This is a genomic window from Erythrobacter sp. HI0063 (assembly GCF_001635685.1).
Taxonomy (GTDB): Bacteria; Pseudomonadota; Alphaproteobacteria; order Sphingomonadales; family Sphingomonadaceae; genus Qipengyuania.
Genome location: NZ_LWFF01000062.1, coordinates 1 through 14,402 on the forward strand (window position 1 = coordinate 1; position 14,402 = coordinate 14,402).

Below are 14,402 nucleotides of genomic sequence, written 5' to 3' on the forward strand. Positions count from 1 at the left end.
CCGCCCTCGCAATACATCAGGTAATAGCGCCACAGATCGCAGAACCGGGCGTCGAACCCGGTTGGCAGACTTCCGTCCGCCTCGGCCCGGTCGAAATTCTCGCGCCACACCTTCAGCGTTTCCGCATAGTCGATTCCGAAATCGATCTGGTCGCGCCAGGCGAGCCCGCGCGCTTCGGCGAGCGCGCGGAATTCGCTGGTGCGGATCAGCAGTCCGCCGGGAAAGATATAGGCCTGGATGAAATCGGCGCTCTGGGCGTAGGCCTCGAACAGATCGTCGCGCATGGAAATATACTGGATCGCCGCGCGCCCGCCCGGTTTCAGATTGCGAGCGATGCAATCCATGTAATTCGGCCAGTATTCGCGACCCAGAGCCTCGACCATTTCGACGCTGACAATCGCATCGAACGTGCCGCTTGCGTCGCGGTAATCCTGCCTGCGAAAATCCGGCCCCGGATGATGCGCGCGCGCCCAGGCGAGTTGTTCGTCCGAAAGGCTGATCGCGGTCACTTCGCTGCCCCGATCCGCCAGATGCCCGGCGAGCGCGCCCCACCCGCAGCCGATTTCGAGCACGCGCGATGCCGCGCCGATCCGATCCGACAATTCATCCCATTTGCGTTTCTGCGCCGCTTCGAGCGTTTCGGAACCGACGGCCAGCGCGGAAGAATAGCTCATCGTCGGATCGAGCCAGGCGGTGTAGAAATCGTTGCCGAGGTCGTAATGCGCCGCGATGTTGCGCTGCGCCCCCTGTTGCGTGTTGCGATTCCAGAAATGCGCCAGCTTCAGCGCATGGCGGAACGGGCCCTTGGCACGTGCCGTATCGCCCAGCCGCGCGGCGTGCTGCATGAACAGGGCGAACAGCGGTACCGGATCGGGGCTCGCCCATTCGCCCGCTTCCCACGCTTGATACCAGCCGACCGAGCCATTGCTGGCCAGCCGGACGAGCGCGTTCCAGCTCCTGAGATCGACCTCGCACTCGAAACCCGCAGCCCGTCCACCGAGGGTCCGCTTCGATCCATCGGGAAGCGTGGCATGCAGCGCCCCGCTCGTCAGCGCCGCATCGATCCGGTCGAGCACCTTGGCAAAACCCGGCGCGACCAATCGCGCCACCAGCCCCGGCTGGCGCGAAAAGCGCCGCGCCCCGTCGGTAAGACTATGGCCCCGCTGGCTGGTCGGCATATCCATCGCAGCGCCTATGACGCGCCGCGCCATGATCGACAAGCGGTCAGTCCTTGCTGGCCCTGTACGCCTCCAGCGCCCGTTCGCGCGCTTCCTTGTGAGCGATCATCTTCACCGGATAATCTCCACGCCTGTCGTCGGGCGGATCGTGGATGCAATAGTTATCCAAATCCGCCAGTTCGGGGACATATTCGCGGATATAATCGCCCGCATCGAACTTCTCGCTCTGCGTCAGCGGGGCCATGATCCGGCTGAACATATTGCTGTCCACGCCCGTGCCCGAAATCCACTGCCAGTTGACGCCGTTATTGCCGTAATCGGCATCGACCAAGCAATCCCAATACCAGCGTTCGCCATATCGCCAGTCGATCAGCAGGTGCTTCACCAGGAAGCTGGCGCAGATCATTCGGACGCGGTTGTGCATCCAGCCGGTCTTCCAGAGCTGACGCATGCCCGCATCGACCACGGGATAGCCGGTCATCCCCTTCTGCCAGCATTCCAGATCCTCGCGGATCAAGTGCCCCGCCTCGGGATTGCGCCACAAGGTCCGCTCGTCATAATCGCGATAGCTCTCGCGCGGATAGTCGGGAAACTGGTCGATCACGTTCTGCGTGTAATCGCGCCAGATCACTTCCTTGGCGAAGGTCTTCCAGCCATCCGACCGCTTGTCCTTGAGCCGGTGCCAGACGGTTGCGGGGCTGATCTCGCCCCAGTGCAGATGGGGGGAAAGGCGGCTGGTGCGATCGACCGAGGGAAGGTTGCGCCCATCGTCGTATTTGGTCACCTCGTCCGCCCACCAGTCGAGCCGGTCATGCGCCGCATCTTCCCCGACCTGCCAAAAATCGCGGATACCTCCGGCCCAGTTCGGCGATGTCGGGAGCAGCTTCCAGTCCGAAAGATCGTCGCTTTCGGGCCACGCGTCCGGGGAATGGATCGTCTCGGGTTCGGGCAGAGGATCGCGCGGTGGCATCTGCTCCAGCATCGCGTTGGAAAACGGCGTGTAGATCTTGTAGGGGTCGCCCGCATTGGTCGTCACGCTGCCGGGCGGAAGCAGGTAGTTTCCGTCATAAAGGCATAGCTGGCACTCGTCTCCGAGCGCGTCGCGAAGCTCGTCCTCGGCTTCCTTCCACCAGGGTTCGTAATGCCGCATCGCATGGATGCAGGCGGCCCCGGTCTGATCGGCGATCGCGGCGAGAACCTGGGCGGCATCCCCCTTGCGCAGCACGATCTGAGAACGCCGCTTTCCCAGCGATTTGCCAAAACTCTCCAGCGAGTGGTGAAGCCACCATTTCGAAGCCGCGCCATAGGCATGATCTCCGCCCCGATCCTCGTCGTAAACGAAGACCGGGAGGACCTGCCCGGCCTCGGCCGCCGCATGCAAAGCCGGCTGATCCTTCATGCGCAGATCGCGCCGTAGCCATACTATCTGTGTTCCGGAGATATCCGCCCCCTGCCCTCGATGATCGGTTCAGAAGCGAAAACCGTGCTAACCCTCCCGAGGTTCCGCGCAAACTCCATCCTCGAGCGGCACGGAGAAGCGCCCTCGACTGCGCGGATCATAGAAGCGCGCATCGTAGAGCGTATAGGAACCGTCCTCCTCGGGCACTACGAATGGCGTTCTTGCCCAGAACAGGAATGCATCGACATTCGGATCCTGCGCCCGAGCTGCGGCGAGGTCGCAGGAAACGAGAGGGACGCCGGGCAAAGCCTCTCCATCGATAGCGTAAAGGCCCTTGCCGCCCGTGATGATCTCGCGCTCCCACGACCTCAGTGGCGGTGGGCTGGCGATGACCAGTTCATTCCCGGTCGGGCCTTCGGCAGCGCCGTTCTCGGCCGCGTAAGTAAGCGCTCCGTTCACACCGATATAGCCGAGACCGAGTGCCACCGCGGTCCGCGCAGGTTTGCGCCAATTTCCGCCGCGTTTCTCGCGCCGCAGCGAAATCCATGTCGCCGATCCAAGCACCAGCCAGAGAAACGGATCGATGATGAACAAGGTGTCGCCGTAAAACCATCGGCTCGAAAACGGTTCGAGCAGCCGGATACCGTACACATTCAGCCAATCGAGAGCGGGATGAGTGAGGCATCCGAGCAAGCCCAGCAGGTAAAGCCATCCGAAGCTCATCGGCAGGCGCGCGGCAGGCCTCGTCCCGCGTTTCGCCTGCCAGCGATCGAACCCGTAAAGCAGCCCGGCCAGTACAAACGGCAAGAGCAGCCATGCGGGCGGGCCATGCGTAATCCCGCGCCGGAAGGCGAGATGTTGGGTACCGTCGAGCAAGAAAAAGCAGGCTGCATCGATGTCGGGCAAGTTCGCCCCGATAATGAGGGCAGGCATGGCGAGACCGGTCTTGCGCTTCAGCCCCGCCTGCCCGATCAACGCGCCGACCAGCGAATGGGTAAGATTGTCCAGCGTCCGTCTCCCTGGCGGCCCGTCGAGAAAGGATGCATCGCCGCGCCCGATCGGTATAGCCGCGCCCATGCGGCTTTCCACCCTCAAGACCTATCTCCACCGCGAACAGCGCCTTCTGATCGGTCTCGCGATCGGCGGTGCACTCGCCACCCTATTCATCAAGCTGGCGGGCGAGATGAGCGAGGGCGAGACCGCGGCTGTCGATATCGCGATCCTGAAGGCGCTCCGCCTGCCGGGCGATCCTGCGGTGCCTGTCGGACCGTCATGGCTACTCGGTTCGATGCGCGACCTGACCGCGCTGGGCGGTGTAACCGTGCTGACCCTCGTTTCGCTGCTGGCCGTCACCTTCCTGTTGGTTCGCGGACGCTGGCACCAGGCGCTCTACACAGCGGTGGCGACCGGCGGCGGCGCGGTGATGGGCAAGCTCCTCAAATCCCTCTTCGCGCGCGAGCGGCCGGAAATCGTGCCGCATCTGGTCGAGGTCCATTCGCTGAGTTTTCCCAGCGGCCATTCGACCAACAGCGCGATCGTCTATCTGACGCTCGCCGTCCTGATCGCGCGCAGTTACGAATCGCGCCGTACGCGCGGTTTCGTGATCGGTGTCGCCGCGTTGCTGGTTCTCATGATCGGGATGACGCGGGTCTATCTGGGAGTGCATTTTCCGAGCGACGTGCTCGCCGGATGGACGGTGGGCGCGGCGTGGGCCCTGTTCATGGGCCTGATCGCGACAAAGCTTCAGCAGCGAAACCGCATCGAGGCTCCAGAAGGCAATTCAGGGCCTGCTTGACCGCACGAAAAAAGGGGCGCCGGATCGCTCCGACGCCCCTTCCTGGGGTCTATCGCACCAGTCGCTACATGGACGATCCGCCCGGCGTGCGGGCGCTGTTGCGAGCGGCCGTGAATTCGCCGTCACTCAGATAGGTGTTACCGTCCTCGTCGAAATAGAAGAAGGTCTTGCCCGCTTCATTGATCTGGTCGGTCGAGATGTAAGGCTTGGTCTGATCGTTCTCGACCGGCGTGTTCGGATTGGCAGGGACTGCCCAGATCGCATATTCGGCGACCGAAAGCTGCCCGTCCGAATTACGGTCGAGATAGGCGAAATCCATTTGCGAGCGCGCGGGCAAGGCGGCAACATTCGAGCTGTCGGAACTGTCCGCCATCGAATCGTCCGAGGTCGAGCCCCCGGACGTCGACGTGGTATTTGCGCTGGACGCACCGGTCATGCTATCACTGTTTGACCCCATCGCATCCGAGTTGCTGGGGGCCGAAGAGTTTTCGGCCATCATCGCATCGCGGTTAGTGTCGTATTCGTCACTGACAGCCTGGCGGTCCATCGCATCGTAGGATGCCTGCTGCGTTTCGTTCAGCTCGCCGCCGACCGGCATCGCATCGTCATCCATGACGGCCACGTCCATATCGTCCGCGGCTTCCTGAGTGATCGGGGTCTCGTCCTGCTGATCGGAACAGGCGGCAAGTGCGAGCGCGGCGGTCGATACGGCGAGAATGGTGAATTTTTTCAAGGGTAAGCTCCTGTTGCAACGCGCGCTCTCGGTCATGGGCGCGCTTGCCCCCTCTACGGACGAGACGCCCGATGGTTCATTTTCAGGAAAGGATTGCAGCCAAACAGTCGATCAGACCGGATCCTGCGCCGTTCCGCTGACCGTCCAGGTCTGCCCCTTGGCGAGCAGTTTGGCGAGATTGGCTTCCTTGCCCGCGCTGGCCTGCTCTCGCTCCGCAATCACGGCGCTTTCGAAAGTCGGGCGCGGATCGTCGTAAAGCACGCCGAGCGCCATCGGGAACGGCCCGAACGGCATATCGACCAGCATGTGCGCGACCTGACGCTTGGTGACATCGTGAACCAGCACGCCCGCCGCTTCCCAGTTCCCGTCCGCGACATCGACGACCTTCAGTTCGAGCGCATCGCGGTCGAGCGCGATGCCCTTTTTGTCGCCCGCGAACAGCATCGGCTTGCCGTCCTCCAGCCAGAGCTGGCGATCTTCCGCCCCCTTCGGCGCGGCGAAATCGTCGAACACGTCCTTGTTGTAGACGATGCAGTTCTGGAAAATTTCGATGAAGGCAGCCCCCTGATGGGCATGCGCGGCCTTGAGCACGTCGGGCAGGTGCTTCGACACGTCGAACCCTCGCCCGACGAAGCGCGCGCCCGCGCCCAATGCGAAGGCGGCGGGCTTGGCCGGATGGTCCACACTGCCGAGCGGGCTGGACGGCGAGCGCGTTCCTTCGCGGCTCGTCGGCGAGGCCTGGCCCTTGGTGAGGCCGTAAATCTCGTTGTTGAACAGCATGATCTGCATGTTCACGTTGCGGCGCAGCACATGCATCAGGTGATTGCCTCCGATGCTCAGGCCGTCGCCATCGCCGGTCACCAGCCAGATATCGAGCTCCGGATTGGCGAGCTTCACGCCCGTCGCCACTGCCGGCGCACGGCCATGGATCGTATGGAAGCCGTAGCTTTCCATGTAATAGGGAAAGCGGCTGGAACACCCGATACCGGAGATGAACACCGTCTTCGCAGGGTCTGCGCCCAGCTGCGGCAGCGTGCGCTGGACGGCTTTCAGGATCGCATAATCCCCGCAGCCGGGGCACCAGCGGACCTCCTGGTCGGTTTCCCAGTCCTTAAGCGTGGTTTCGAATTTAGCGGGTGCGTTCATAGCGGTCACTCGATTTGAAGATGAGAAAAATTGCCAGCGAGACGAGCGCCACGCCCACTCCAACGACGAAAGTCCATCCTAAGGCACGATCGTATTCGATCGGAAAGCTCAAGCGCAAAAACGTAAATGCAAATGAGGCCAAGGCCACTATCCAGTAACTCATTTTAACATCGAGCTTGTGCGGCAAACGCCAGAAAATGATAGTCGCAATAAAGGTCACTAGGAAGCCAGCGATCGCGGCCGCGGCGAAGGATTCCTGCAAAATGACGAAACGGAACGTAAGCAGCATCGAGCCGAGCGTGGCTGTTAAGATCAAGAAGCCGTTGAGATACCCGATCACGGATTCGATGCCTCAACACTCGGCAGCTGCTGATCGTTTGCCAATACCTGTCCGCCTTCATTGCCTTCGATCCCGTCGAAATATTTCGCGATCGCGGCTTCAAGTTCCGCGATTTGGAAGGGCTGGCCGCTGGTCTTGGTGAGCGGGGTCGCATCGACCAGAAACTGGTCGCGCAGCACGGTCTTGAACTGGCCGGTATTCATTTCCGGTACCAGCACATGGTCGAAGCCTTCCAGCAGCTCGCCGAGATTACCGGGCAACGGCCAGATGTGGCGCACATGGATATGGCTGACCGAACACCCCTTCGCGATGCTGCGGCGCACTGCCTGGTGGATCGGGCCGTAGGTACTGCCCCAGCCGACCACGGCAAGCGTCCCGGTCTTCTCGCCCAGCGCGACCTGCTGATCGGGCACTGCGATATTCTCGACCTTGGCCTTGCGCAGATCGGTCATGCGCTGGTGGTTGTCGGGCGAATAATCGATATTGCCGGTGGTCTCGTGCTTCTCGATCCCGCCGATGCGGTGGAGGAGGCCAGGCGTTCCGGGCTTTACCCAGGGACGCGCACCCTTCTCGTCACGCTGGTAAGGCAGGAAGGTGTCGCCGCCGTCTGCATCCTTGGCGTTCGGCGTATCGAGAAATTTCGCCGGGAACGGCGCGAAATCGGCCGGGTCGGGCACTTTCCACGGTTCGGCGGCATTGGCGATATAGCCATCGGTCAGCAGCATGACCGGAGTCATGTATTCGACGGCGATGCGGCATGCTTCGATGGCGACCTCGAACGCGTCGGACGGGCTGCGCGCGGCGATCACCGGCATGGGCGCATCGCCGTTGCGGCCATAGACCGCCTGATAGAGATCGCTTTGCTCGGTCTTTGTCGGCAGACCCGTGCTCGGTCCGCCGCGCTGCGAATTGACGATGACGAGCGGCAGTTCGGTCATGATGCCGAGCCCGATCGCTTCGGTCTTCAAAGCAATCCCCGGCCCGCTAGAGCTGGTAACGCCCAACTGCCCGGCATAGCTCGCGCCGATGGCGGCGCAGACTGCGGCGATCTCATCCTCCGCCTGGAAGGTGGTGACCCCAAATTCCTTGAGCCGCGCCAGATGGTGCAGGATCGCGCTCGCCGGCGTGATCGGATAGCCCCCGAAGAACATCGGCAGTTCGGCCAGCTGCGCACCAGCGACGAGCCCGAGCGATACCGCTTCGGCCCCGGTCACGGTGCGATAGAGGCCCGGCTCACTCTCGACCGGATCGACGTGAAGCTGGCGGAACACATTGCCCTGCGGTCCCGACAATTCCGCCGTTTCGCCATAAGCGTGGCCCGCATCGAGAGCGGCGATATTCGCATCCGCGATGTCCGGCGCCTTGGCAAATTTCGACTTCAGCCAGTCATGGATCGGTTCGCGCGGGCGATCGAACATCCACAGCGCGAGGCCGAGCGTCCACATGTTCTTGGACCGCAGCGCATCCTTGTTGCCGAGGCCGAAGGGCTTGACCGCTTCGATCGTCTTTTCGCTGATGTCGAAGGCGAGCAGGTCGAATTTCGCCAGGCTGCCGTCTTCCAGCGGATTGCTGTCGTATTTAGCCTTGTCGAGATTGCGCTTGGTGAAGGCACCGGTGTCCGCGATCACCAGCCCGCCGGGCTTCAAGGCCGCCAGATTGGTCTTCAGCGCGGCCGGGTTCATCGCCACCAGCACGTCGGGCGCATCGCCCGCAGTGTGGATCGCGCGGCTGCCGAAATTGATCTGGAAAGCCGACACGCCGAACAGCGTGCCCTGCGGCGCGCGGATTTCCGCCGGGAAATCGGGGAAGGTGGCGAGATCGTTGCCCGCCAGCGCGGTCGACAGCGTGAACTGTCCGCCGGTCAGCTGCATCCCGTCTCCGGAATCGCCTGCGAACCGGACGACGACGGAATCGAGTCCCGTATCCGCTGCTGTCTGATCGAGGCCGTCTTGCGGCGCGGCGGCGGCGTTGGCCATCCGGGGCATCCTTGCGTCAGGGGTGCCGGGTGCGGCACCTTTGTTCGGGGTGCCGAGTGCGGCACCGTGTATCTCGGGCGCCCAGCCGGACGCCCTTCGTGTGGAACGCGACCTAAGTGTCGCCCCACCCTCCCGCAATCAATATTCTCTGCTAGCCGACAAATGGCGGCTGGAAAACCGGGGGGCAGTCGCTACATCCCTTCGCCTACGGCAGAGACAGGAGAGGGAACAATGGCCGATAAAGAACCTTTCGTGCGCGAGGATGTGCGCGGTTTCCTGACCATGCTCGAACAAATCGGCGGCAAGGGTGTGGAGGAAGTCGGCGCCGAAATGGGCCGTCAGCAGATGCGCGCCATGGGCAGCCTCGCCGAAGCACCCGCGCGCGACATGGCGGTCAAGCGCGACCTCGCCTGCCCCGGCCCGGCAGGCGACATCCCGCTGCGGTTCTACGATACGAAGGAAAGGCGCGAAGCCGGGCCCTGCGTCGTCTTCTTCCACGGTGGCGGTTTCGTGATCGGCGATCTCGAAGTCTACGATTCGCTCTGCACCGAAATCGCGCATCGGCTCGATCTGCCGGTCGTCTCGGTCGATTACCGGCTCGCGCCCGAACACCCCTTCCCCGCCGCGCCCGACGATTGCGAAGCGGCGGCGCGCTGGGTCGCCTCCTCTCCCGAAGAGCTGGGCCGCGAAATCACCGGCCTCGTCCTGACGGGCGACAGCGCGGGCGGCAATCTGACGATCGTGACGACCAACGCGCTCACGAACGATACGGCAGACGTGCCGGTGCTGGTTCAGGCCCCCATCTATCCGGTGGCGAGCGACATAACGAAGCATAAGAGCTTCGCCAAATTCTCCGATGGCTACCTGCTCACCGGATCGACCATGGCTTGGTTCACCAAGCAGTATGGCGGCGATCCGGACGATCCGCGCAACACGCCGATGGTCGGCGATTGTTCTAACACCCCGCCGACGGTGCTGTGCACCGCAGGGCTCGATCCCTTGCGCGATTCGGGGCGCGAATACGCCGCCCATCTGATCCAGCAGGGGACCGAAGTGGCATATTTCGAATTCCCCGGCATCATTCACGGCTTCACCACGCTTCGCAAAGCGATTCCGAGCGGTCAGAAGGATGTCGAAGCGTTTCTCGCAGCGATCCGCAACAAACTCGATCGGATCAAGGCATGAGCGGGACGAGCGAACTCGGCTATCGCCCCTGTGTCGGCGTCATGCTGGTCAACGCGAAGGGACAGGCCTTCGTCGGGCGCCGGATCGATACCAAGGAAGGCGATTGGTGGCAGATGCCCCAGGGCGGCGTCGACGAGGGCGAGGATCTGCGGGATGCGGCCTTGCGCGAATTGCACGAGGAAACCGGCGTTACGGAGGAAAATGTCACCATCCTCAAGGCGACCGAAGAACCGATCCGTTACGACCTGCCCGAGGAGTTGATCGGGAAATTGTGGAACGGCCGGTATCGCGGTCAGGAACAGGTCTGGTATCTCGCCCGCTTCACCGGCAGCGACGAGGACGTGAATCTCAACGCCCACGATCCGGCGGAGTTCTGCGACTGGAAGTGGGTCGAGGTGGACGAGCTTCCCGACCTGATCATCCCCTTCAAGAAGCGCGTCTATCGCACCGTTGTGGAAGCGTTTCGCGAGCTGGTCTGACGATTCACCGCCACGCGTGAGCTCTCATCGCAGGGAAATCGGAGATCAGGAGAGGTAGCCTCTCCGCCTTCAATTGTCCTGCGTCACCTGCGCGTCCGGCATCACCGCTTCGGCGGTCAGCACGCGCTCTTGCGGCCCAGCGGCGATCGAGGCGGCGAGGCTGGTCGTTTCCGAGCAGCCCCCGCCGCACAGCGATTCCAGCTTGGCGAGATTGAGCCGCGCCTTTTCCAGCGCCCCCTTTTCCACCAGCGCTTCGCCCTCGCCTGCGATGGCGGCGATATTGCCGGGATCGCGGGTCAGCGCCTCGCGGTAATAGCGGATGGCCTTGCCCTGCAATTGCTCTTGCCGCGCGGCTTCGGCCAGACGGATCAGCACCGGCGTATAAGCGGGATCGACGGTCAGCGCGGCTTCGTAAGCGTCGATCGCGGCCTGCGTATCGCCCGCATCGAGCGATGCCTGGCCTTGCGCGATCAGAACCGCAGCGCGCGGCGACGGATCACGCTGCGCGCCCCAACTCACGCTCGCGGTCAGAGCGAGGGCCAGCGAAAGGGCGGCGGCAGCGGGGGCAAAACGCATGATCGTCTCCAGAACGTCGTGACGGTGATGGACCGTTTGGGGCTTGACCGGGGATGGCATCACGAACGCCGAATACCACGCTCAACCTGCACAGGCGATGAAAAACCCGTCGGTCCCGTCATGGAAGGGGGATAGGCGCCACCCCTGCCCGCGACTGCGTCCGAGCGGCAGGGCAAGCGTTTGCGCCGTCAGCGTCGGATGCCGACCGAGGAAGGCATCGAAGCGTTCCGCACCTTCCCCGTCGAGCAGGGAGCAGGTGATGTAGACGATCCTGCCGCCCGGCTTCACCAATTGGGCCGCGATGTCGAGAACGTGGTCCTGCAAATCGCGCAGCCGGGCCAGTTCCGCTTCATCCAGCCGCCAACGGGCCTCGGGATTGCGGCGCCAGGTGCCGGTGCCCGAACACGGCGCATCGACCAGCACCGCATCTGCCTGACCGGCACAATCGGCCAGCGCCTCCATCTCGCGCTTCGGGTCGAGCAGGCGCGTCTCGATCATGTCCGCCCCGGCGCGTTCGGCCCGCGGCTTCAGGCGGGACAGGCGGCCGCGATCGGTGTCGCTGGCGAGCAGCCGTCCCAGGCCGTCCATGGCGGCAGCGAGCGCGAGCGTCTTGCCCCCGCCTCCGGCGCACAAATCGATCACGGTCTCGCCCGGCTGCGCGGCCAGCGCGAGGCAGGCGATCTGCGAGCCCGTATCCTGCACCTCGATCTTCCCGTCGCGAAATTCGGGCCATTGTTCGACCTGCGTGCCGGTCGGCAGGCGAAGTCCGTGCGGGGCAGCGGTCGGCTCGGCCTCGACCGGAAGCACCAGAGTGGCGCGCGCGGCCTTGAGAGCGTTGACGCGAATATCCAGCGGCGCGCGATCCAGCAGAGCCTCGGCCTCGCGCCCCTCGACACCGGATTTGGCCAACCGGTCGGCCAACCAGTCGGGCGCCACGCCGCCCTTGGCGGGCTGCTCGCTCTCGCCGATCGGCGCCGGGCCGTATTGCGACCCGTCGAACAGAGGGAGGATCGACGGATCGACCTCGGCCAGACGCAGCATCGCTGCGCGGCCCGTATCCGGCACCGGTCCGCAGGCGCGAATGGCGGCATAGACCAGCTCGCGGATCGCACGGCGGTCCTTCGATCCGGCGAAGCGGTTCTGCTTGAACCAGTCGCCCAGGATCCGGTCGGCAGGCGCGCCTTTCGAGCGCGCCGCCAGAATGACCGCATCGAGCAATTCGATCGCGGTCTGAACGCGCGCGGCAGGTGTCATGATCTAGCGCGTCGGATAATTCGGCGCTTCGCGCGTGATCGCCACATCGTGGACATGGCTTTCGGTGAGGCCTGCATTGGTGATGCGTACGAATTGCGCGCGCTTGCGCAGATCCTCGATCGTGCCGCTGCCGGTATAGCCCATCGCCGCCTTGATGCCGCCGACGAGCTGGTGGACTACGGCTGCCGCCGGGCCCTTGAACGGCACCTGCCCTTCGATCCCTTCGGGCACCAGCTTCTGCTGCGACACGTCCTGCTGGAAATAGCGATCCGCGCTGCCGCGCGCCATCGCCCCCACGCTGCCCATGCCGCGATACGCCTTGTAGCTGCGGCCCTGATAGATAAAGGTTTCGCCCGGCGCCTCTTCGGTCCCGGCCAGCATCGATCCGATCATGATACTGCTCGCGCCTGCCGCAAGGGCCTTGGCCGCATCGCCGCTGGTGCGAAGGCCGCCATCGCCGATCACGGGCACGCCTTCCTTCTCCGCCGCTTCGGCGCAATCCATGATCGCGGTCAGCTGCGGTACGCCCACGCCCGCGACGACGCGAGTAGTACAGATCGAGCCCGGCCCAATGCCGACCTTGATGGCGTCCGCGCCCGCGCCGATAAGAGCGCGGGTCGCTTCTGCGGTCGCAACGTTGCCGGCGATGATCTGGACGCTGTTCGAAAGCTTCTTCACCCGCTCCACCGCGCGGGCCACGTCCTTGTTATGGCCGTGCGCGGTATCGATCACGACCACGTCCAGTTCGGCGTCGATCAGCGCTTCGGTCCGCTCGAACCCCTTGTCGCCCACCGTGGTCGCCGCCGCGACGCGCAGACGCCCCTTGGCGTCCTTTGTGGCTTCGGGATAGGCGACCGCCTTCTCGATATCCTTGACCGTGATCAGGCCGACGCACTTGCCCTCGTCATCCACCACCAGCAGCTTTTCGATCCGGCGCTGATGCAACAGTCGGCGCGCCTCTTCCTGATTGGTGCCGAGCGGCACGGTGGCGAGATTGTCCACCGTCATCAGTTCGCGCACCGGCTGGCCGGGGTTTTCCGCAAAGCGCACGTCGCGATTGGTGAGGATGCCGACGAGCTTGCCGCTGCGATCGGTCACTGGGATGCCGCTGATGCGGTTCTGGGCCATGATCGCCTGCGCTTCGCCCAAAGTGGCGTCGGGATGGATGGTGATGGGATTCACCACCATGCCGCTTTCGTACCGCTTGACCGCGCGCACGGCAGCGACCTGATCTTCGACTTCGAAATTGCGGTGAAGCACGCCGATCCCGCCCAATTGCGCCATCGCGATCGCCATGTCGGCTTCCGTCACGGTGTCCATCGCGCTGGAGATGACGGGGATGTTCAGCCCGATTTCGCGCGTCAGCCGCGTCGCGGTTTTCGCCAGGGACGGAACGATGTCGCTTTCCGCCGGGCGCAGCAGCACGTCGTCGAATGTAAGACCGAGGGGGATGTCGAGATGTGCCACTATGAGAATCGCCTGCCGGGGGGAGAAATGTGGCGGCCCATGTAACGACGGATTGCCTCTCTCGCTAGTGCCATCCTGTCCGGCGCGGGGGACGGATCACTCCGCCGTCCAGCCGCCATCCACGCTCCAGTTCGCTCCGTTGACGTTGCGCCCGGCGTCCGAACACAGGAACACGGCCAGCGCGCCGATCTCTTCGGGCTGGACGAACTGCTTTGTAGGCTGCTTGGCAAGCAGCACGTCGTTCATCACCTGCTCGCGCGTCATATTGCGGGCCTTCATCGTGTCTGGGATCTGGTTTTCGACCAGTGGCGTCCAGACATAGCCGGGGCTGATGCAGTTCGCCGTTACCCCGTCCTGCGCCAGTTCGAGCGCGAGAGTCTTGGTGAGCCCCGCGATCGCGTGCTTGGCAGCGACATAGGCGCTCTTGAAGGGGCTGGCAGTCAGCGAATGCGCGCTCGCCGTGTTGATGATCCGGCCCCAGCCCCGCTCCTTCATATGCGGCACGGCGAGCCGCGAGGTATGGAAGGCGGCGCTGAGATTGAGGGCGATGATCTGGTCCCATTTCGCGACCGGAAATTCCTCGACTGGGCTGACGAACTGCATTCCGGCATTGTTGACGAGGATGTCGATACCGCCCGCCTCCGCCATCATCTTTTCGATCTGCGACACATCGGTGAGGTCCGCGCCCGAATGGGTTGCGCCCAGTTCCTCACACAAGCTCGCGATCTCGTCCGCATCGCCGAAGCCGTTCAGGACGATATCGGCCCCCTGCTCCTGCAAAGCCCGTGCAATGGCGAGGCCGATACCGCTGGTCGACCCCGTTACAAGCGCGCGCTTGCCTTTGAGGAAATCGGGTTGAAACATTTTGGCCTCC

Annotated in this window: 14 protein-coding genes; 3 read left to right on the forward strand and 11 right to left on the reverse strand. The window is 63.7% G+C overall.

Annotation, left to right across the window (positions count from 1 at the left end; translation table 11 throughout):
- The 3 genes from A3736_RS02705 to A3736_RS02715 form a co-directional block, all read right to left on the reverse strand.
- On the reverse strand, positions 1-1,184 hold a 1,184-nt coding region (locus A3736_RS02705), incomplete at its 3' end, for a cyclopropane-fatty-acyl-phospholipid synthase family protein (RefSeq protein WP_067679040.1).
- Positions 1,185-1,224: 40 nt separating this feature from the next.
- Complete coding sequence (locus A3736_RS02710) at positions 1,225-2,619, reverse strand: deoxyribodipyrimidine photo-lyase (protein WP_067678874.1); 1,395 nt, start codon at positions 2,617-2,619, stop codon at positions 1,225-1,227.
- Between the two features lie 45 nt (positions 2,620-2,664).
- The gene (locus tag A3736_RS02715; RefSeq protein WP_369815412.1) at positions 2,665-3,654 is read right to left on the reverse strand and encodes a metal-dependent hydrolase; all 990 of its coding nucleotides are present in this window, start codon (positions 3,652-3,654) and stop codon (positions 2,665-2,667) included.
- Here A3736_RS02715 and A3736_RS02720 point away from each other — a divergent pair.
- A complete protein-coding gene (locus A3736_RS02720) occupies positions 3,653-4,372 on the forward strand; it encodes a phosphatase PAP2 family protein (protein ID WP_067678876.1) in 720 nt (239 codons plus the stop codon). The two genes, A3736_RS02715 and A3736_RS02720, sit on opposite strands and share 2 nt — an antisense overlap.
- Positions 4,373-4,436: 64 nt before the next feature.
- Here the strand turns inward: A3736_RS02720 and A3736_RS02725 are convergent, their stop codons facing one another.
- The 4 genes from A3736_RS02725 to A3736_RS02740 all read right to left on the reverse strand — a co-directional run bounded on the left by A3736_RS02725 (position 4,437) and on the right by A3736_RS02740 (position 8,567).
- Positions 4,437-5,105 carry a hypothetical protein gene (locus tag A3736_RS02725; RefSeq protein ID WP_233999192.1) on the reverse strand — a complete coding sequence of 223 codons (669 nt, stop codon included), beginning with the start codon at positions 5,103-5,105 and terminating at the stop codon, positions 4,437-4,439.
- Positions 5,106-5,216: 111 nt separating this feature from the next.
- Positions 5,217-6,251: a 2-oxoacid:ferredoxin oxidoreductase subunit beta gene (locus A3736_RS02730; RefSeq protein WP_067678882.1), complete on the reverse strand. Its 1,035-nt coding sequence runs from the start codon at positions 6,249-6,251 to the stop codon at positions 5,217-5,219.
- A complete protein-coding gene (locus A3736_RS02735; protein ID WP_067678885.1) occupies positions 6,235-6,591 on the reverse strand; it encodes a hypothetical protein in 357 nt (118 codons plus the stop codon). Before A3736_RS02735 ends, A3736_RS02730 begins: the two co-directional genes overlap by 17 nt.
- Positions 6,588-8,567, reverse strand: coding sequence for a 2-oxoacid:acceptor oxidoreductase subunit alpha (locus tag A3736_RS02740; protein WP_067678888.1), 1,980 nt, complete (start codon positions 8,565-8,567; stop codon positions 6,588-6,590). Before A3736_RS02740 ends, A3736_RS02735 begins: the two co-directional genes overlap by 4 nt.
- A gap of 231 nt (positions 8,568-8,798) precedes the next feature.
- Between A3736_RS02740 and A3736_RS02745 the strand changes: the two genes are divergently transcribed.
- Complete coding sequence (locus tag A3736_RS02745) at positions 8,799-9,752, forward strand: alpha/beta hydrolase (protein WP_067678891.1); 954 nt, start codon at positions 8,799-8,801, stop codon at positions 9,750-9,752.
- Positions 9,749-10,231 carry an RNA pyrophosphohydrolase gene (locus A3736_RS02750; protein WP_067678893.1) on the forward strand — a complete coding sequence of 161 codons (483 nt, stop codon included), beginning with the start codon at positions 9,749-9,751 and terminating at the stop codon, positions 10,229-10,231. Before A3736_RS02745 ends, A3736_RS02750 begins: the two co-directional genes overlap by 4 nt.
- Positions 10,232-10,300: 69 nt before the next feature.
- Here the strand turns inward: A3736_RS02750 and A3736_RS02755 are convergent, their stop codons facing one another.
- The 4 genes from A3736_RS02755 to A3736_RS02770 all read right to left on the reverse strand — a co-directional run bounded on the left by A3736_RS02755 (position 10,301) and on the right by A3736_RS02770 (position 14,392).
- A complete protein-coding gene (locus tag A3736_RS02755) occupies positions 10,301-10,807 on the reverse strand; it encodes a tetratricopeptide repeat protein (protein WP_156501937.1) in 507 nt (168 codons plus the stop codon).
- A gap of 81 nt (positions 10,808-10,888) precedes the next feature.
- A complete protein-coding gene (locus A3736_RS02760) occupies positions 10,889-12,061 on the reverse strand; it encodes an RsmB/NOP family class I SAM-dependent RNA methyltransferase (protein ID WP_067678899.1) in 1,173 nt (390 codons plus the stop codon).
- A gap of 3 nt (positions 12,062-12,064) precedes the next feature.
- The gene (gene guaB / locus A3736_RS02765) at positions 12,065-13,528 is read right to left on the reverse strand and encodes an IMP dehydrogenase (RefSeq protein WP_067678902.1); all 1,464 of its coding nucleotides are present in this window, start codon (positions 13,526-13,528) and stop codon (positions 12,065-12,067) included.
- Positions 13,529-13,624: 96 nt separating this feature from the next.
- Positions 13,625-14,392 (reverse strand): 3-hydroxybutyrate dehydrogenase, encoded by a 768-nt coding sequence (locus A3736_RS02770; protein WP_067678905.1) that lies wholly within the window; start codon positions 14,390-14,392, stop codon positions 13,625-13,627.
- Positions 14,393-14,402: the final 10 nt, after the last annotated feature.